The 19,200-nt window shown below is 53.6% G+C and carries 11 protein-coding genes (1 of these 11 running past the window's edge); 9 read left to right on the top strand and 2 right to left on the bottom strand.

Translation table 11 applies throughout. From position 1 onward, the window contains the following. The first annotated feature begins 127 nt into the window (after nucleotides 1-127). Complete coding sequence (uvrA, locus tag L1F29_RS31610; RefSeq protein WP_258385934.1) at nucleotides 128-3,013, top strand: excinuclease ABC subunit UvrA; 2,886 nt, start codon at nucleotides 128-130, stop codon at nucleotides 3,011-3,013. A gap of 172 nt (nucleotides 3,014-3,185) precedes the next feature. On the opposite strand, the gene L1F29_RS31605 is transcribed toward uvrA, so the two are convergent. Further along, on the bottom strand, nucleotides 3,186-4,808 hold the full coding sequence (locus L1F29_RS31605) for a nitrite/sulfite reductase (protein WP_258385933.1): 1,623 nt from the start codon (nucleotides 4,806-4,808) through the stop codon (nucleotides 3,186-3,188). A gap of 285 nt (nucleotides 4,809-5,093) precedes the next feature. Between L1F29_RS31605 and L1F29_RS31600 the strand changes: the two genes are divergently transcribed. Beyond that, entirely contained in the window at nucleotides 5,094-5,312 is a 219-nt protein-coding gene (locus L1F29_RS31600; RefSeq protein ID WP_258385932.1) for a hypothetical protein, read from the top strand. A 621-nt stretch (nucleotides 5,313-5,933) separates the two neighbouring features. On the opposite strand, the gene L1F29_RS31595 is transcribed toward L1F29_RS31600, so the two are convergent. After that, nucleotides 5,934-6,902, bottom strand: a complete 969-nt coding sequence (locus tag L1F29_RS31595; protein ID WP_258385931.1) for a sugar phosphate isomerase/epimerase family protein — start codon at nucleotides 6,900-6,902, stop codon at nucleotides 5,934-5,936. 326 nt (nucleotides 6,903-7,228) lie between these two features. Here L1F29_RS31595 and L1F29_RS31590 point away from each other — a divergent pair, with 326 nt between their 5' ends. The 7 genes from L1F29_RS31590 to ligA form a co-directional block, all read left to right on the top strand. After that, on the top strand, nucleotides 7,229-9,751 hold the full coding sequence (locus L1F29_RS31590; protein ID WP_258385930.1) for a U32 family peptidase: 2,523 nt from the start codon (nucleotides 7,229-7,231) through the stop codon (nucleotides 9,749-9,751). 233 nt (nucleotides 9,752-9,984) lie between these two features. Next, the gene (locus L1F29_RS31585; RefSeq protein ID WP_258385929.1) at nucleotides 9,985-11,802 is read left to right on the top strand and encodes an AfsR/SARP family transcriptional regulator; all 1,818 of its coding nucleotides are present in this window, start codon (nucleotides 9,985-9,987) and stop codon (nucleotides 11,800-11,802) included. Nucleotides 11,803-11,825: 23 nt separating this feature from the next. Further along, nucleotides 11,826-14,006, top strand: a complete 2,181-nt coding sequence (locus L1F29_RS31580) for an ATP-binding SpoIIE family protein phosphatase (RefSeq protein WP_258385928.1) — start codon at nucleotides 11,826-11,828, stop codon at nucleotides 14,004-14,006. Nucleotides 14,007-14,035: 29 nt separating this feature from the next. Further along, nucleotides 14,036-14,395: an STAS domain-containing protein gene (locus L1F29_RS31575; RefSeq protein WP_258385927.1), complete on the top strand. Its 360-nt coding sequence runs from the start codon at nucleotides 14,036-14,038 to the stop codon at nucleotides 14,393-14,395. Nucleotides 14,396-14,418: 23 nt separating this feature from the next. Further along, nucleotides 14,419-15,138, top strand: coding sequence for a heptaprenylglyceryl phosphate synthase (pcrB, locus tag L1F29_RS31570; protein WP_258385926.1), 720 nt, complete (start codon nucleotides 14,419-14,421; stop codon nucleotides 15,136-15,138). 222 nt (nucleotides 15,139-15,360) lie between these two features. Continuing rightward, nucleotides 15,361-17,715 (top strand): DNA helicase PcrA, encoded by a 2,355-nt coding sequence (gene pcrA, locus L1F29_RS31565; protein WP_258385925.1) that lies wholly within the window; start codon nucleotides 15,361-15,363, stop codon nucleotides 17,713-17,715. 57 nt (nucleotides 17,716-17,772) lie between these two features. Continuing rightward, on the top strand, nucleotides 17,773-19,200 hold the 5' portion of the coding sequence (gene ligA, locus L1F29_RS31560) for an NAD-dependent DNA ligase LigA (protein ID WP_258385924.1). It continues 618 nt past the right edge of the window; 1,428 of the gene's 2,046 nt are visible here — the first part of the coding sequence; its start codon is at nucleotides 17,773-17,775; its stop codon lies off the right edge, out of view.

The raw sequence follows: 19,200 nt of genomic DNA, 5'->3' as shown, positions 1-19,200 counted from the left end.
CCGCATTTGCATATCTCACCGTTGAAGGGCGGTCAGGCCGCTTGGACTTCAACTGAAACCTAAGACACGGCTAACAGGCTGCACGGATGTGCGCCGAAGGTTGGACGTACAGGAGGAGAGAAAGTAAGTGGCCAGTGATTCCATCGTTATTAAAGGGGCAAGAGCCCATAATTTGAAAAATATCGACGTGACCATTCCGCGTGATAAGTTTATCGTGCTTACCGGTCTGAGCGGCTCGGGCAAATCGTCGCTTGCGTTCGATACGATCTATGCCGAAGGACAGCGGCGCTATGTCGAATCGCTATCCGCCTATGCGCGTCAGTTCCTTGGCCAAATGGAGAAGCCGGACGTGGACTCCATCGACGGCTTGTCTCCGGCGATCTCGATCGACCAGAAGACGACGAGCCGCAACCCGCGTTCGACCGTCGGAACGGTGACCGAGATCTATGACTATCTTCGGTTGTTATTCGCCAGGGTAGGGAAACCTCACTGCCCGGAGCATGGCATTGAGATAACCGCTCAGACCGTGGAGCAAATCGTGGACCGCATCATGGAATATCCGGAGCGAACCCGGCTCCAAATCATGGCCCCGATCGTCTCAGGCCGCAAGGGCGAGCATACGAAGCTGCTGGCGGATGTCTCGAAGCAGGGCTTCGTGCGCGTCCGGATTAACGGCGAGCTTCGCGACCTGGGCGAGAAGATCGAGCTGGAGAAGAACAAGAAGCATAATATCGAAGTGGTCGTGGACCGGATCGTGATCAAGGAGGATATCCACACCCGGCTTGCCGACTCGATCGAGACGGCGTTGAAGCTGTCCGACGGTCAAGTATTGGTCGATGTGATGGAGAAGGAAGAGCTGCTGTTCAGCTCCAAGCTCGCTTGCCCGCAATGCGGATTCAGCATTGACGAGCTGGCGCCGCGGATGTTTTCCTTCAACAGCCCCTTCGGGGCTTGTCCGGACTGCGATGGTTTAGGAGCCAAAATGATCGTCGATCCCGACCTGCTTGTACCGGATAACCGGAAGTCGGTTGAGGGTGGCGCATTCGAGGCTTGGGCGGGAAGCACGTCCAACTATTACCCGCAATTCCTTCAAGCGGTGTGCGAGCATTACGGCATTCCGATGGACGTGCCGGTCAGCGAGCTGACGGACGAGCATATGAAGAAGCTAATGTTCGGAACAGGCGGCGAGCGTGTCCGGTTCCGTTACGAGAATGATTTTGGCCATTCGAAGGAAGCTCATGTGCCATTCGAGGGCATCGTGCACAATTTGGAGCGCCGTTATCGTGAGACGGGCTCGGACGGCATCCGCGAGCATATTGAACAATATATGAGCGCCAAGCCTTGCGGCGGCTGTAAAGGCCATCGTCTTCGCAAGGAAAGCTTGGCTGTCTCCGTCGGCGAACAGAATATATCCTATGTGACCTCGCTCTCTATTGGCGATGCGCAGAGATTCTTCAGCGGCATTGAACTGACGGAGAAGGAGCGCGCCATCGCACAATTGATTCTGAAGGAAATCAACAGCCGGCTGGGCTTCCTGGTCAATGTCGGGCTGGAATATTTGACGCTTAATCGGGCGGCAGGCACGTTGTCGGGCGGCGAAGCACAGCGTATCCGTCTGGCGACTCAGATCGGCTCCAGCCTGATGGGTGTCCTGTACATTCTGGATGAGCCGAGCATCGGGCTTCATCAGCGGGACAACGACAAGCTGATCCAGACATTGGAACATATGCGTAATCTGGGCAATACGCTTATTGTTGTCGAGCATGACGAGGACACTATGATGGCTGCCGATTATATTATTGATATCGGGCCGGGCGCAGGGATCCATGGCGGCACGGTTGTCGCGGAAGGTACGCCGGCTGAAGTGATGGATTCCGAGAAGTCGCTGACGGGCGCCTATTTGAGCGGCCGCAAGTTCATTCCCGTACCGCTTCAGCGCCGTTCGACGGGCGAGAAGTGGCTGGAAATCCGCGGTGCGAAGGAGAACAACCTGCGCGGCATTAATGTGAAGGTTCCGCTTGGGGTGTTCACCGCCGTTACAGGCGTTTCCGGCTCAGGCAAGTCGACGCTTGTGAACGAGATTCTGTACAAGACGCTTGCCAGAGATTTGAACAAAGCGAAGCTCCGTCCGGGGCAGCATAAGGAAATACGCGGTCTTGAGCATATCGATAAGGTGATCGAAATCGACCAGTCTCCGATCGGCCGGACACCGCGCTCGAACCCGGCGACGTACACTGGCGTATTCGACGATATTCGGGATTTGTATGCGACGACAACCGAATCCAAGGTTCGCGGCTATAAGAAGGGGCGATTCAGCTTTAACGTCAAGGGCGGGCGCTGCGAAGCCTGCCGCGGAGACGGTATCATTAAGATCGAGATGCACTTCCTTCCCGATGTTTACGTGCCTTGCGAGATTTGTAAGGGCAAACGGTATAACCGGGAGACGCTCGACATTAAATACAAAGGCAAGAACATTGCCGACCTGCTTCAGATGACCATTGAGCACGCGTGTGATTTCTTCGTGAACGTACCGCGTATTCATCGCAAGCTGAAGACGTTATTGGATGTAGGTCTGGGTTACATGACATTAGGTCAGCCAGCGACGACGATGTCCGGCGGCGAGGCGCAACGGGTCAAATTAGCGGCTGAGCTGTACCGGCGGAGTACGGGCAAGACGATGTACATTCTCGATGAACCTACGACAGGTCTGCATGTAGACGACATCGACCGGCTGCTCATTATATTGCACCGTCTAGTGGAGTCTGGAGAATCGGTCCTGGTCATCGAGCATAACTTGGATGTCATCAAGACAGCCGACTATTTGATCGATCTTGGTCCTGAGGGCGGGAGCGGCGGCGGTTCAATCGTAGCCACCGGTACGCCGGAGCAAGTGGTCAAAGTCGAGGGCTCCTACACGGGCCGCTACTTGAAGCCGATTCTGGAGCGGGACAGCAAGCGGACGAAAGATGCGAACATGGCATCGGAAGGCGTAGCGGCTGGCCGAGCGGATTAGGAGCAAGGAGCGGGCAGGGTTATCCTCGCGCAGAACAAGTCGGTACTTTGAAAGAAGCCCTCTGGATACGACGCATCATATGCGGGTATTCAGAGGGCTTCCTGTATCTCTCACTTGAAATCCTCTGCCAGTATTATAGGATACTTCGCAGAGGATTCTAATTTAACTTTATTTAAGCGGATGTGGGCTGGGCGAGGCAGTCGTTTAGTTTTTCTTGGAATGCGGCTGCTCCGACCCGATTTACATAGTTATGGAACGATTCGCCGGCTTCGCGGTTATCCTTATAGAAGGTAATGAGCTTCGCCAAGACGCTGCCGATTTCGGTGCTTTTGACGCGGCCTTTGAGCGTTGTGTTAAACTTCGCTCCAGGTCCGAGTATACCGCCAACTGCGATATCAAAGGCATCGACCGTACCATCTGGGGTACGGATCAGTGCGCCCTGCAAGCCGATGTCCGCAATATGCTTCTGTCCGCAAGCGTTAGGACATCCGATAATGTGGATGCGGATTTTCTCATCCAGTTCTACATGTGCATCCAGGTATTCCGCAACATCGCGGGCGAGTTCTTTCGTTTCAACAACAGCGAGGTTGCAGAACTCGTTGCCTGTGCATGATACAGTGCGGCTCATGAATGTCTTCGCTTGCGGGGACAGACGCTGAAGTACAGGCGATTGCAGCGCTTCCTCCAGCTTCTCGGCCGGAATCCCGCTCAGAATGATGTTTTGTGACATCGTGGTACGGATCTTACCGTCGCCATATTTCTCAGCAATGTCAGCCAGCTGCTCGAACTCCGAAGCTTCTGTGCGGCCCACAGGTACGTTTAAGCCGATGAAGTGCAAGCCTTCCTGTTTCTGCTCATATACGCCATCATAATAGACAGCGTTCCATCCGATTGTCCGATTCGTGCCTTTGGAAGGCATATCTCCGATCAGCTCGATCAGTTTCTCCTTGAACTTCTCTACACCCCAGTCAGCCACGAGAAATTTCAACCGGGCATGGTGTCGCTTCTGGCGGTAACCGTAATCACGGAAGATGGTGGTCACGCCGATAGCGGTCTTGAGGACTTCTTCCGGACGGATGAAGATATCCAGCTCCTGTGCCATATGCGGTTTGGCCGATAGGCCGCCGCCGACGTAGGCGTGGAAACCGATTATTTCTTGACCGTCGATGACCTTCGATGCGGGCACGAATGCAAGATCGTTAATCTCTGCATTTGCGTTGTTATAAATGTTGCCAGTGATGGACATTTTATATTTGCGGGGCAAGTTGGAGAAGTCGCGATTCAGCAGGAAGAAATTGCTTACTTCTTCGACAATGCCAATTGTGTCAATCAGTTCATCCTTGTCGATCCCTGCCAGCGGGTTACCGACAATGGTGCGCGGGCAGTCACCGCAAGCTTCGTATGAGTAGAGTCCGACTTCTTCGAGGCGGTTGAAAATATCCGGTAAATTCTCAACGCGCAGCCAGTGGTATTGAATGGCCTGACGCGTCGTTACATCAATAAGATTGCGTCCGTAATCGCGTGCGATTGAAGCTAATGCACGGACTTGCGGTGCGGTCGTAATACCGGTAGGGATGCGGACGCGCATCATGAAATGGCCGTCGCGGGGCTTTTGCTCATAAACGCCAGCCCATTTGAACCGGCTCATGTCGTCTTCCGGAATAGAGTCGTAGCCCTCTTTGGCGTACTGGTCAATAATGGTGCGAATGACGTCCAGTCCGTCCTTCTCCATCTTGACTAGCTCGAATTTATTCAAAGCGGATGGATCCTTCATCCATACGGGCTCGTAAGCCATCGATCGATTCCTCCTAGTCTAAATTTCATACCTCAATATAAATCCGACATGTCAGGTATGAATATTCTAAAAAAATGGTAACACATTTTAATAAAAGCGACAATGCCGTCAAGCTAAGCATATATAAGATTTTGTTATATGAAGCTTTGGTGTTGGTTATAATGAAGAAAAAGTTTCAAATTCGTGACAAAGTTGTTACGATTCAAAATTCGGACTTGCAACAAAGCCCAGTTACGGCTAACATAAGCTAAGATAGGTATCGTGTGATAAGAAGGAGGTCCCCCCATGTTTCTCGCAGAAGAAGCTGCACAGGCGGTTGCAAAGACGTTCGAACCGTTCGATATCATGATGCTGATATTCACATTGGTCATCTTCATCGGCCTTGTTCGTCTTTTAACGGCGCGTCCGAAGAAGAACATCTTTGCAATCGGATTTACGGCCGTTGCATTCCTCGTATTCGCGTTTGCTAACTATGTGATGATCTTTAAAGTGTGGTTGGGCTAATTCAAACGGTAATTCCGTGTGAAAGCATAATAAGCCGCTGGGGTCTTGTTGATCAAGACACTGGCGGCTTTTTTCGATGAGCAATATATCGGAAGAATGACGCGGCAAGCCGAATAAAAGTTCATGAAGCCGATAGGATAATCTAGCCGAACACTCGAATGAATTTATCTGTATTTCGATCTACGCACTTGATCGAATTTGATTGTAATTACGCAATTATACATTGATATTAGTCATGATATATATCTGATTACATGGGCTTGTACCGATATAATATGTATTATAAAGATAGTTTAAATAATGCAAATTCCTTATCGGCATATATCGCATGCATACTGTTTTTTTGCGCATTTTCTCACGAACATATAATTAGGGAGAGATGGCTAATGCTGCTGATAAATCAAGAGGTTTATCGATGAAAATTAATCGGAATTGGCCGTCCGTCAACGAATGATTTTTGGCTGCGCTGCTGATGTGCAGGAACGGGAGATCGGACTTATATATGGAGAGAACAAAATAAAAGGCTGCCAAAGATGCTAGGGAGGGCATGAAAAAACCAGTCTAACACAAGAGAATTGTGTTAAGACTGGTTTCTAATTACATAGGATGGCTAGAGGGAGCTTACACCCACCACATTTCTCCCAGCGGCTCTTTGATCAGTACCTGCTGAAGGTTCTGTACCGCTTTGGTGAAGCCTTCGTCAACGGACATAAGGCCATCTTCATGCTCGATGCTGACGACATAATCGTAGCCGACAAGACGAAGCGCGCTGATGATATCCGCCCAAGTCTTAATATCGTGGCCAAAGCCGACGGTACGGAACTGCCAAGCGCGGTCAAGCATAAGGGCATAGGACTGCATGTCCGTTACGCCGTGATGGTTGATGTTCACCGGATCAATGGAAGTATCTTTCGCATGGAAGTGGTGAATAGCGCCGGCGCGGCCGAGAATATGGATCGCTTGCACCGGATCGATTCCCTGCCACCACATATGGCTCGGGTCAAGGTTTGCGCCGATCGCGTCGCCGGCAGCTTCACGCAGGCGAAGAAGCGTTGCCGGGCTATGAACGGAGAAACCGCCATGAAGCTCGAGGCCGATCTTGACATTATTCTCGGTTGCCAGTTTAGCGATTTCAGTCCAGTACGGAATCACTTTCTCTTCCCACTGCCATTTCAGAATGTCTTGGTAGTCGTTCGGCCATGGAGCTACCGGCCAGTTCGGATATTTAGCATCTTCATGGTCGCCAGGGCAGCCGGAGAAGGTGTTAACAACCGATACGCCAAGCTTGGAAGCAAGCGTGATGGTTTTGCGGATGACCGCATCGTGTTCGCTGGCAATGGCTTTTTGCGGATGGAGCGGGTTGCCGTGGCAGCTCAGCGCGCTGATCGTTAGACCGCGGGACGCGACCGCTTCCTTAAAGGCTTGCAGCTTGCTCTCATCAGCGAGCAGCACATCGGGATCGCAATGCGCGTTGCCCGGGTAGCCACCGGTACCAATCTCAATCGCATCCAGACCTTTGGAAGCGATATAGTCGAGTGCTTCCTCGAATGGCTTCTGAGCAAATAGAACGGAAAATACGCCGAGTTTCATAGTTTTATAAAACCTCCCGTTAATCATAAGTGTTAATGAATGATTTCATTATATAGCATGACGAAATGCAGAGAAAGCCGCGAATGAACAAATGACAAAATCGCATAATTAAATAGCAAAGAAGAGAATGTAATCCCCGCTTTGCTATTATTCGTATGAAATCGATTAGATTCGACAGCAGATAAACGGCTAATAGCAAAATAGAATTCATTTTGACGCAGAAGCGAGTCTTTGGGGAACTAGCATTGAAACCCTGTGGAATCACGGGCCATGCTCTGTTACACTTAAGAGACTAGCAAGCGATAAAGAAGGATGGCGGTAACACGATGAGTAAGATAAGACGGGAAGATGTAGAGCTGCTGGCTCCGGCCGGCGATTGGGATTGCATGCGTGCAGCCGTTGCGAACGGGGCGGATGCGATATTTTTTGGCGTGGAGAAATTTAATGCCCGCGCACGGGCGAATAATTTCCAGACGGACGAGCTGCCGGAAATAATGGCTTTCCTGCACAGCTACGGTGTGAAGGGATTTCTTACCTTTAATATATTGGTGTTTGAGAATGAGCTGGAGGATGCGAAGCAGTTAATGGAAGCTTGCATCGATGCCGGCGTCGATGCGGTCATTGTCCAGGATCTTGGTCTGGTCAAGCTGATTCGCGAGCTATCGCCGGACTTCCCGATCCATGGATCGACCCAGATGACGATAACGTCGCCGGAGGCGGTGGAATTTACGAAGCCGTTCGATATCGAGCGCGTCGTACTTGGCCGGGAGAATAACTTGAAGCAGATCAAGAAGATCGGCGAGCAGGCGAAGCTGCCCATGGAAGTATTCGTGCATGGCGCGCTCTGCGTGTCGTACTCGGGACAATGCTTGACATCGGAGATGTGGGGCGGCCGTTCAGCCAACCGCGGGGAATGCGCGCAAGCGTGCCGTTTGCCTTACGATCTTATGGTAGATGGCGAAAAGATGCCGATGGGCGATGTCGCCTATCTCTTGTCGCCGAAGGATCTGGCGGCGATCGAACTGATGCCGGAGCTTATTGAAGCCGGCGTCATGTCCTTTAAGATCGAAGGGCGGCTGAAGACCCCCGAATATGTAGCGAATGTCGTAAGCAAGTATCGCGCGGCTATCGACCGCTATTTCGACGGTAACCGGTCGGCCCCTTCCAAGGAAGAGATGCGCGAGCTGCAGCAGAGCTTCTCGCGCGGGTTCACGCACGGATTTCTGCAAGGAACGAACAATAAGCAGCTCGTCGAGGGCACGTTCCCCAAGAGCCGCGGCGTCTATCTTGGCCGGGTGGAGCGCGTTCTTCGCGACGCCGTTGTCTGCAAGCTTGAAGCGCCGCTGAAACGCGGGGACGGAATCGTGTTCGACGCAGGTGATCCGACGAAGAAGGAAGAAGGCGGCCGCGTCTACGATTTGCGGAGACAGGGAGTCAAGCTGGAGGGCGAGGCCCAGGAAGGAACGCTGCTGGAGCTGGTGCCCGGACGCAACGATATCGATCTGCGCAAGGTGCACGTAGGCGACCGGATTTGGAAAACGAATGACCCGGCGCTTGACCGGCGTCTTCGCGCCACATTCGAGACCGAGAAGCCTTACCGGACGTTTCCGCTTCACGTGAAGGTGCTGGGCGTTCTTGGCCAGCCGCTTCGCACATGGTGGACGGATGTACAGAAAAACACGACGGTCGAGATTGTTTCGGAGCTGGAGCTGGAGGAGGCGCAGAAGCGTCCGATGGACCAGTCGCTGCTGGAAGAGCAGCTTGGCCGCCTTGGGGGTACCGTCTATCAGCTTGAATCGCTCGATGCGGACTTGAAGGGCGATTTGATTTTGCCGATACGCGAATTGAACCGGATGCGGCGTGTAGCCGTGGAGCAGCTGGCCGGCGAGCGGCCGAAGCCGCCAGTATATATTAAGCGCGAGGTGGATAGCTATTCGGATGTTCGCGCAAGGGAGAATACTTCTGCCGAAGCATCATCCGCTAAGGGTACCGCCCAATTAACCGCCCTATGCCGCAGCTTGCCTCAAGTGGAGGCGGCTGTGAAAACCGATGTGGGCATGGTCATCGCGGACTTTGAGTTTGTGAAGCAGTTTCCGGCTGCGATGGAAATTGCCCGGAACGCCGGCAAGCCGATCGCCTTGGCAACCCCACGGATTCATATGCCGGGGGAGAACGGCTATCATGCCAGCATCTTGAGAATGCAGCCGGATGCGGTGCTTGTGCGCAATACAGGCGCATTGTACTATTATTTGCGCGCGCGGGCCGAACGCACCGTGGGGCCGTTCCCGCAACTGATCGGAGACTTTTCATTAAACATCGCCAATCATAAAGCGGCGGATCTGTTCGTCGATGCAGGCTGCAGCTTGATTACGCCCTCGTATGATTTGAACGTGCAGCAGATGTTCGATTTACTGCGCCGTACCGATACGTCCAAGGTTGAGGTTGTCATTCATCAGCATCTGCCGATGTTCCATACGGAGCACTGCGTGTACTGCACATTCCTCAGTGAAGGCACCGACTTTACGAACTGCGGGCGGCCGTGCGAAGAACGCCGCGTCTCGCTGCAGGACCGAATCGGCATGTCCCATCCGGTCCGGGTGGACGAAGGGTGCCGCAACACCGTCTATAATGCAATCGAACAGTCGGGTGCGGAATATTTGAGACAATTTGCCGATCTTGGCGTCGCTTCGTTCCGTATTGAATTTCTGGAGGAAACTGCCGATAAAGTAATAGAGGTCATCGATCTGTATCGCGATGCTCTGGCTGGCCGCATAAACGGCACTCAAGTATGGCGCAGTCTGAAGGCTATCAACCAGCTCGGCGTAACTCGGGGACAACTGGTGAAATAAACGGTAAAATAGAGAGAGAGTAATCGGATGATGCATACATCTGTAAGCTCTCTTTCTTTATAACATCCTTTATAATTAACCGCAGCAACCCGTGTAACTAATTGGAGAATAATGCCTGCGTTTGCTATACATATCCACATTTCGAGTATTGTCGGCATGATGGGCAAGGAATTTAGCGGATAATCGCGAATATTACATTATATTACTTTGATAAAGAACGTGGGGACATGCGAATGGGACAACGGAATGATTCAGGTAGACAAAAGGACGCATGGGTGAATAAACTGCTGTCCCTAGAGCAGGCGATTCTAGACGGGCAGAACTTGTCGGCGGATGAACTTCGCGTTATCCCGGCCGAGGTGCGGAAGAGATCTCCGCTCTTGCTTCAAGCGGAATGCGAGGATGGTCTTCTTCAGGGCAGGTTGATCGAGACGAAGCATTTGCTCGAAACCGCTCTGAAAGGCTTTGCGGCGCAAGCCAATGAGTCGGCCATGCTTGCCATGATGGGGATGCTTGGCTTGCTTTATGAACAAGTGGGCGACCGGAACGAGTCGGTCCCGATCGTGACGCTGCTGCTTCAGGAATGGCAGCGGACCCCGGAAGCGTGCAGCGGGTTTGTTCCTTGGGCGCTGGCGCGCGCTTCAGCGAACAGAGGTCTTCCGGGAGCGACGGATTTTCAGGATCCGGAGACGTTGTTCCGGCATGCCGCAGAGCAGTTCGGCAATGAAGGCAAGCCGCTCTGGACGGCGTTTGTTATGCTGGACCGATTGCTATATGATCCGTCGGCAGCTGCGTATGGCCGACCGGAATGGCGCACGCGGCTGCAATGGTTGAACCGGCATCTGGACAAGGACAATCTGGGGGTAGCGCTTATCGCAACGCTGACAACGGGCCATCCGAGCGTTAAGGAAGTCGCTTCGCTACCCGAAAGGTATGCCTATTTGGTCAAAGCCATTCTTCTCAAAACCGGGTATGAGAAGCCGGCATACTCGCTGGCTTGCGATAACGAAAGCCAATTCTTTACTTCCGCAGCCGAGGCGGAGCGTCTGCTTGAAGAAGGCGACGATACAGGTGCCAAGGCGGAATACGAGACGATGCAGCGGCTGAAGAAGCTGGTTTCGACACCTGCCATAAATCGGAGGTTTGATGATATTGCGGCCATGCTGGACCGTTTATTTCCCAAGGAGAGCCGGGATTCTGAAGAAAGCGGGGATCCATCTGCTGAGGAAGAAGCCGGGCAGGCGGATAACAGCCATCTTGTCGATATGTTCATACCTCGTCCTGCTTCTGTTCCGATGAACAACCCGGATGATAAATGGCGGATTAAACTGATGGGCGGCATCCGGTTCAGTACAACGGACGGTTCTTACGCCGAGCCAGCATGGAAAAGGCGCCGTGCCGGCGAGCTTCTCGTTTATCTGCTGCTGCAGCCGGGGTATAAGGCGAACCGGGAGCAAATTATTGATCGCGTGTTCGGTGAAGGGGACACGTCCAAACGTTCGAATCAGCTCTATGTCACGCTCCATGACCTGAGGCACACGTTGAAGGAAATGGGGATGACCGATACCGTGTATGCCAAACGCGGGGTAATCGGACTGGAGGAGCATACGATCGAACAAATCGATGTCGAAACCTATGTTGCGCTCTCCCGCGTCGGCGATCAATTGTGGATGGATGACCGGGAGGCGGCGTGCAGGCTGTATGACGAAGCGCTCCCGCTGTACGGTCAGCTTGCAACCGAGCTTCCGTCTGCGGAGTGGCTCGAGCGTCTGCGCGAGCAGCTGCTGGACCGGCAAACCAATATGCTCAAGCGGATAGCCATATATTATTCCGAGCTGCAGGACGATGTAAGAGCCGAACAGCGGCTGAACGAATGGATTGCGCTGCGTCCCGAGCAAGAGGAAGCCTATGAGACGATGATACGCCACTGCTTGGATAAAGGGCATCGGGCGGAAGCGATCAACTGGTTCAAACGTCTTGAGCGGATCAGCAAAGAAGAACTCGGAGTCGAACTGCTCGAGAAGACGAAGCGTTTGATATGGCAATCATGAATCCAGGTCCGGAGGCTTCCCGCGTGGTACAAGGTGAACCGATTACTGGCGGATATTCGCATGATTTGCAGGATCCCCAGGTGTCTTATGACAAAGCCGCACCGACAAGCGCTCAATTGCGCTTTCGCTTGTTTGGCGTATACATGTTCTCTTTACTGGCTGGAATCATCATCATTGTTAGCGAACACATGCTTGTGATGGATATCCCTTTTCAGCAAATTTTAACGCTCTCTTTGCCCGCCATGCTGATAGGCGCGGTTGTACTCTCAGCATTGCTTACTGCGCTGTCAATATGGAGATTGCGGCCCGTATTCCGGATCAGGTCGGTTGAACCGGCCGACGATGGAGCGTCAGACGAATCGGCCAAAGCGCTTAACCGTCTGTTGGCGCATCCCTGTGAACTGTTAGTCGCCATGATTGTATTCGGCCTCGTATATACGAGTTTGTTTCATTGGAAGGAGACCGCATTCCGTAACGATACATTGCCGTCTATCGACTGGACGGTGCTGGTCGGCTCGATCGCGCGCGAGATCAGCTTGTCGTTAACGATCGGGATCTTCATCTTTACGTCGATTCGTCGGCTGCTTCTGCCGCTCGTTCTTCGCTTCCAGCCGCAGTCCGGACAATGGGGCGGAAGAGGCTCTATCGTATCGCCGTTGATCATAACGTACAGCAGCACCTTTCTGATCGCTGTGTTGAATCTGTTTCAGCTGGCGGTGCTTGCGGACAGCTCCGGAGAACCGCAAAGCCCGATGTTGATCGGCGGCGTCGGTTTATTCTATTTCATTCTTGGCGTAAGTCTGATCGGCTACATCTCCCTGCAATTCAGGAAGGAACTTCGTACGCTTGTCCGTAATATTCAACAGTTAGGCGGTGGAGGCCGAAAGCTTGGCAGCCGGATGCCGGTCGTATCCTACGATGAAGCGGGCGAGCTGGCTTCGGCCTTCAACGAATTGCAAACGCGGATCGACCGGGAATACGAATCGCTGGAGAGGGAGCTGAAGCTGGCCTACAACGTTCAGCAGAAGCTGCTTCCGCCTGGCGATTTGACCATTGGATCTTATCGGATCGCCGCCCGGTGCCAGCCCTATCGTAATGTCGGCGGAGACTTTTTCGACGTGCTGATGCTAGGGCCGAGCCGATTTGCCATTATGATCGGCGATGTCTCGGGTAAAGGCGTGCCTGCCGCGCTGCTGATGTCTGCGCTTCTGCTGCTCTTCCGTGCGGAAATACGAAGGAACGGAAATCCCGCAGAGGTGCTTGCCCGTATGAACCGACAGTTATGCGAGGCGATGGGGGACGATGGAGCCGTTACGCTTGGCGTTGGAGTGATTGACACGACAAGCGATACCGTACGCTATGCCAGCGCTGGTCATCTATCGCCTTACATTGTATCTCCGAACGGCTCAATCGTTACAGTCGACTGCAGCTCGCTGCCGATCGGCTTCGACGCGGAAGTGGTTTACCAAGAAACGCAGCTGCAGCTCAATCCGGGCGACCGTTTCGTTCTGTATACAGATGGTATTATCGAATCGATGGATGAGGGCGGTCATATGTATGGCTTTGACGGGTTGGAGGAGGAAATTTCATCCTGGAAGCCATGCGATGATTTGCCGCAATTGGTCGATGGATGGCTGGCGCGGATGGACGCGCATTCCACAGCGGGGAAGGACGATCGGACTATCGTGGTATTAGAGCTTGTCCAGGCTTACAGGAGTCAGACTGTCCAGCGCGAAGCGATCAGCGGGGGGCATCTGTCCGAGCTTCTGCCGAGCAGCTTCTTCTCGCAGGAATGGCTGCTGCGCAGCCGAATGGGCAGTGAGCGCGGGGTAGCCGAGCAAATCGGCAGCTTCATCACTAAGTTCTGGCCGGAGACCAACCTTCACGAAGATGTTCAAAGCGCGGTAGCCGAAGCCATTATGAATGCGATGGAGCATGGCAACAAGCTTGATCCGATGGCGCAGGTTACCGTACAGGCGCAGATCGGCAGCCTGCTTGCTGTTATCCGCGTCTATGACGAGGGTGGCGGGTACTTCCCGCACGTGTCCCGGGATGAGAAGGAAATGGCCAAGAAGCGGGAGTCGGATGATCCCAGAGGCTGGGGGCTTGTCATTATCGACTCGCTTTCCGATTACTGGGCGACCGGCCGCGACGAGCGCGGTTTTTATATGGAGCTGTATTTTATGCGTATTACGAACACTTAACGACGAGAATAACAAGGGGTGTGAATGCAGTGGAACTGCCTTTAGTCATCGAGCGGCGACAATTTCCGAACGGAAGCGTGCTGCAGCTGAGAGGCGATCTGACCAAAATGTCCGAGAACGAGCTGCTGGACGGCTTAGCAGGAGGGCTTGACGACAGCGTCCGTTTCCTGGCGCTTGATTTGACGGGTGTATCTTATATCAACAGTGGCGGCATGGCCGTGCTCATCCGTCTGGCACGGATCGCACGGAAAGCCGGCGTTCACACATTCGCTTGGGGCGTGACGCCGCATTACGAGAAGCTGTTTCGGATGGTCGGCCTTACGGAGTGGCTGATGCTGTATCCGAATGAGTTTGCCGTCATGCAGCGGATCGAAGCGTTGGATTTGTAAAAAGAAAGGCAAGTGGGGCTACCATGCAATCGGCAATATACGAAACATGGCGACATGTGTTTAAGCTTGACCCGGATCGGGAAATATCCGATGAAGTGCTGGAAGCGGTATGCATGTCGGGTACCGATGCGATTATCGTTGGCGGAACGACCGGCGTGACCTACGATAATACGGTTGATCTAATGTCGCGGATCAGGCGCTATGAGGTGCCTTGTGCACTGGAAGTATCGAATGAGGAATCGGCCGTCCCGGGCTTCGATTACTACTTCATCCCAATGGTTCTCAATACGGACCGGGCGGAATGGCTGAGCGGCCATCAGGTCGAAGCGCTGCGCAAGCTGGGCGCGTTTATCCCTTGGGATCAGACGGCGGCAGAAGGGTATCTGATTCTGAATCCGGATGCCAAGGCTGCGAAGCTGACCGGCGCCAAGACGGATTTGGATGCGGAAAGTCTGGCGGCGCATCTCTATATGGCCGACCGGCTGATGCGTCTTCCGATTGTCTATCTAGAATACAGCGGAACATACGGAGACATGCAGCTCGTCAAGCGGGCGGGCAAGCTTGCGACCGGTGCAAGGGTATTCTATGGAGGCGGCATTGACAGTGTGGATAAAGCCCGCCAAGCGGCGGAATCGGTACATACCGTTATTGTAGGCAACGCCCTATACGATCATCGGCTTGAAGCCGCGCTCTCGACCGTACAGGCCGTTAAGGAAACGGTGTGCTCGCTGCTCGATTCGTGAGCCGCACATGATGACCGTCATATTTTGGATTGGCCGGCTTTCAGGCCGAATCGACCGCACGGGTCGGCTCGGCTTGAAGGCCGGTTTATTTTTTCTGCCGCTAACAAAGAAAGTCCCTTATCTCCTGACTCTTCCATGCAGATTCAAATTGACACTCGTGGCCTTGTTGTCTAGACTGAAGATAGGCGAACAAATGCGAACAAAAGGAGTTTTATTCCTCATATGATAAATGAATTTGGCATCGATCAGGCGGTTCAGAAGCTGAATCCGCCGCAGCGGGAAGCGGTTCAGGCGACGGAAGGCCCTTTACTCATCATGGCGGGAGCGGGCAGCGGCAAGACGCGCGTGCTGACCCACCGGATCGCATACTTAATTGAAAAGCGGCGCGTGGCGCCATGGAGCATTCTGGCGATTACATTTACGAACAAAGCGTCACGCGAAATGCAGCAGCGGGTGGCTTCTCTTGTCGGACCGACCGGACAGGATATTTGGGTATCGACCTTCCACTCGATGTGCGTGCGCATATTGCGCAAGGATATTAGCCGCATCGGCTTTACGTCCAGCTTCTCGATTCTGGACTCGGCCGATCAGCTGTCCGTCATCCGCAACTGTATGAAGGATCTGAACATTGATACGAAGAAATTCGAGCCCAAAGCCGTTCAAGCCAAAATCGGCGGGGCCAAGAACGAGCTGCTTTCACCGGAGCGGTTCGAGAACAAAATCGGCGATTATTTCGACGACATTGTCGCCAAGGTGTACAAAACGTATCAGAAGCGGCTGAAAAGCAACAACTCCCTCGACTTCGACGATCTGATTATGACGACCATACAATTGTTCAAGGAAGTCCCGGAAGTGCTCGAGTTCTACCAGAACAAATTTCGATACATCCATGTCGACGAATATCAGGACACCAACAGGGCTCAGTATATGCTGTGCCGCATGCTGGCCGACAAGCATCACAACATCTGTGTCGTCGGGGACAGCGACCAGTCGATTTACCGCTGGCGGGGAGCCGATATCTCGAATATTCTGAATTTCGAAGAGGATTATCCGGAAGCGCGGACGATTATGCTCGAACAGAACTACCGCTCGTCTGCGAACATTTTGAATGCTGCGAATGCAGTTATTAAGCTGAACACCGGCCGCAAGCCCAAGAAACTGTGGACGGATCAAGGGGAAGGCGACGCCATTACGGTCTATCAGGCGGATTCCGAGCATGAAGAAGGCTACTATGTCACTTCAGAGATTCAGAGCAGTGTGGCGAAAGGCCATAAGTACGCCGATCATGCCATATTGTATCGGACCAACGCCCAATCCCGGGTCATAGAGGAAACGCTCATCAAATCCGATATTCCGTATCAGATTGTCGGCGGTATCAAATTCTATGACCGTAAGGAGATCAAGGACCTGCTTGCCTACCTGCGCCTCGTCTCCAATCCGGACGACGACCTCAGCTTGCAGCGGATCGTGAACGTGCCGAAGCGGGGAATTGGCGATACGACCGTTGCCAAGCTGTCGGAGCTTGCCGTGGAACGGGGGATTTCGATCTTTGCCCTTCTGGATGAGCTCGACTGGATTGATGTGACCGGCAGGGCGCGTACATCCTTGAAGGAATTCCACGACATGATGCTTCATCTGAAGCGGATGGAAGAAGAGATGTCGGTAACGGAGCTCACCGAGAAGCTGCTTGAGATGAGCGGCTACCGCGAAGAGCTTCATCGCGAGAATACCTTGGAGTCCAAGGCGCGGCTTGAGAATATCGAGGAGTTTCTGTCGGTTACGCTGGATTTCGAGAAACGCAATGACGACAAGACGCTTGTCGCTTTCTTAACCGATTTGGCGCTGATTGCGGATATTGATACGATGGACAAGGATGAACCGGAGGGCGGCATTAAGGATGCAGTCGTCCTTATGACGATGCACAGCGCCAAAGGCCTCGAGTTTCCCGTTGTCTTCATTATTGGAATGGAGGAAGGCGTCTTTCCTCACAGCCGGGCGCTGATGGATAACGACGAGCTTGAGGAAGAGCGGCGTCTCGCCTATGTTGGCATTACGCGTGCGGAGAAACGGTTGTTCCTCACCTGTGCGCGGATGCGTACGCTGTTTGGGCGGACGAACGCCAACATGCCGTCCCGTTTTCTGCGCGAGGTTCCGGATGAAGTGAAGGAAGAGTCATCGCCTGGCGGCCGTGCCGGGGGCAGATCCCTTGGAAGCTTTGGAGCGGGCAGCCGGTATGGCAGCGGCTCGACGGGGTCAGGCGGCGCTTCCGGGTTCGGCTACCGGGGACAAGCGGGCGGCGGATCTGCTGGCGCCGCGGCAGGCGGTTCTAGGGGCGGTGTGCGTGTGAGCACGCCGCTTGACGATGCACGGGCGGCTTCCGGCCAAGGGACGGCAGCAGGCGGAGGAGCCCGCAATTTTAATGTGAGCGACAAGGTATCGCACGGCAAGTGGGGAATCGGCACCGTCGTCTCTGTGAAGGGAACGGGGAACGATACAGAGCTGCAGATTGCATTCCCGGCCCCGGTCGGCATTAAGAAACTGCTTGCCAGCTTTGCGCCCATTACGAAAGTAGAATAATTCTCGCAGCCAGATTGCACACGCAACATATCGTCCATTAAGAGAGGGAGAGTGTCGATGTCGACGACCATGGAACCTGGCAGGGAAGCAGAACCGCAGAAGCTCGCGCGTATGAATGAGCTGGCGGACTTAATCGAGCAGTACAACCATAATTATTACACGCTGGATCGGCCGACGATCAGCGACAAAGAGTATGATGCGCTCTACGACGAATTGGTTCTCTTGGAGCAGGAGACCGGCACCGTACTGCCGGACTCGCCTACGCTGCGGGTTGGCGGCGATATCTTGAAGGGCTTCGAGCCGCATCGCCACCGTTCCAGACTCTGGAGCCTCGATAAGGCGCAGGACGCAGAGGATCTGCTGGCGTGGAACGCGCGGGTTATTAAGGCGATTAACGATTACAATGCCAAGAACCCTGACGAGGTGCCTTTGCCAGAACCCAGCTATGTAATCGAACAGAAATTCGACGGTCTAACGCTGAACCTGACTTATGAAGACGGCCGTCTCGTGCAAGCGGCGACCCGCGGGAATGGTGTCGTTGGCGAGGGGATTCTGGCGCAGGTGAAGACGATCAAGTCCATCCCGCTTAAAATTCCGTTCGACGATGGCATCATCGAAGTTCAGGGGGAGGGGATCATGCATCTCTCCGTACTGGAAGCCTATAACCGCACGGCTGCAGAACCGCTCAAGAATGCCCGCAATGCGGCAGCGGGAGCGCTCCGCAATCAGAATCCGCGTATTACAGCGGAACGAAAGCTTAGTGCTTACTTCTATAATATCGGTTTTGCGGACGGAGTGAGCTTCGAAACGCATCAGGCGATGCTGGAATTTCTGCGTGACAACCGTTTTAAGGTAAATCCTTATGCTACCTATTGGAGTACGATCGAGGAAGTGCAGGCGGAGCTCGAACGAATTACAGAGGTCCGCGGATCGCTTGATTATTTGATAGACGGCGCCGTCATCAAACTGACGGACATGCGTACGCGGGAAGTATTGGGCTATACGGACAAATTCCCCCGGTGGGCGGTCGCCTTCAAATTCGAAGCGGAAGAAACGACTACGGTTCTGGAGTCGGTATCGTGGGAAGTAGGCCGAACAGGCAAGATTACGCCGGTCGCCCGTGTGGAAGCTGTCGAGCTTGCAGGCGTAACGGTTCAGAATTGCACACTCAACAACATTGGCGATATCGAGCGTAAGAACTTGAAGCATGCGCTCGGTGCACGTGTCTTTATCCGCCGCTCGAATGACGTTATTCCGGAAATTCTCGGCAGAGCGGATGACGAAGAGGGTGCGGAAATTATCTATCCGGAGATTTGCCCGTCGTGCGGGACCGCCTTGGAGCAGCGTGGAGCCCACTTGTTCTGCAACAATAAGCTGGGCTGCAGGCCGCAGACGATTGCACGCATTACGCACTTCTCTTCCAGAGATGCCATGGATATCGAATCCTTCAGCATCATGACGGCGGAGCAGCTGTTTGATGAATGC

The organism is Paenibacillus spongiae (assembly GCF_024734895.1).
Lineage (GTDB): Bacteria > Bacillota > Bacilli > Paenibacillales > Paenibacillaceae > Paenibacillus_Z > Paenibacillus_Z spongiae.
Note: the sequence above shows the minus strand (reverse complement) of the source record. Positions and strands in the feature narration are given on the sequence as shown.

Bases quoted from the DNA above. Each gene is read 5' to 3' on its own strand.
- L1F29_RS31605 (WP_258385933.1), bottom strand. From the start codon at position 4,808: ATGGCTTACGAGCCCGTATGGATGAAGGATCCATCCGCTTTGAATAAA.
- L1F29_RS31600 (WP_258385932.1), top strand. From the start codon at position 5,094: ATGTTTCTCGCAGAAGAAGCTGCACAGGCGGTTGCAAAGACGTTCGAA.
- L1F29_RS31595 (WP_258385931.1), bottom strand. From the start codon at position 6,902: ATGAAACTCGGCGTATTTTCCGTTCTATTTGCTCAGAAGCCATTCGAG.
- L1F29_RS31590 (WP_258385930.1), top strand. From the start codon at position 7,229: ATGAGTAAGATAAGACGGGAAGATGTAGAGCTGCTGGCTCCGGCCGGC.
- L1F29_RS31585 (WP_258385929.1), top strand. From the start codon at position 9,985: ATGGGACAACGGAATGATTCAGGTAGACAAAAGGACGCATGGGTGAAT.
- pcrB (WP_258385926.1), top strand. From the start codon at position 14,419: ATGCAATCGGCAATATACGAAACATGGCGACATGTGTTTAAGCTTGAC.
- pcrA (WP_258385925.1), top strand. From the start codon at position 15,361: ATGATAAATGAATTTGGCATCGATCAGGCGGTTCAGAAGCTGAATCCG.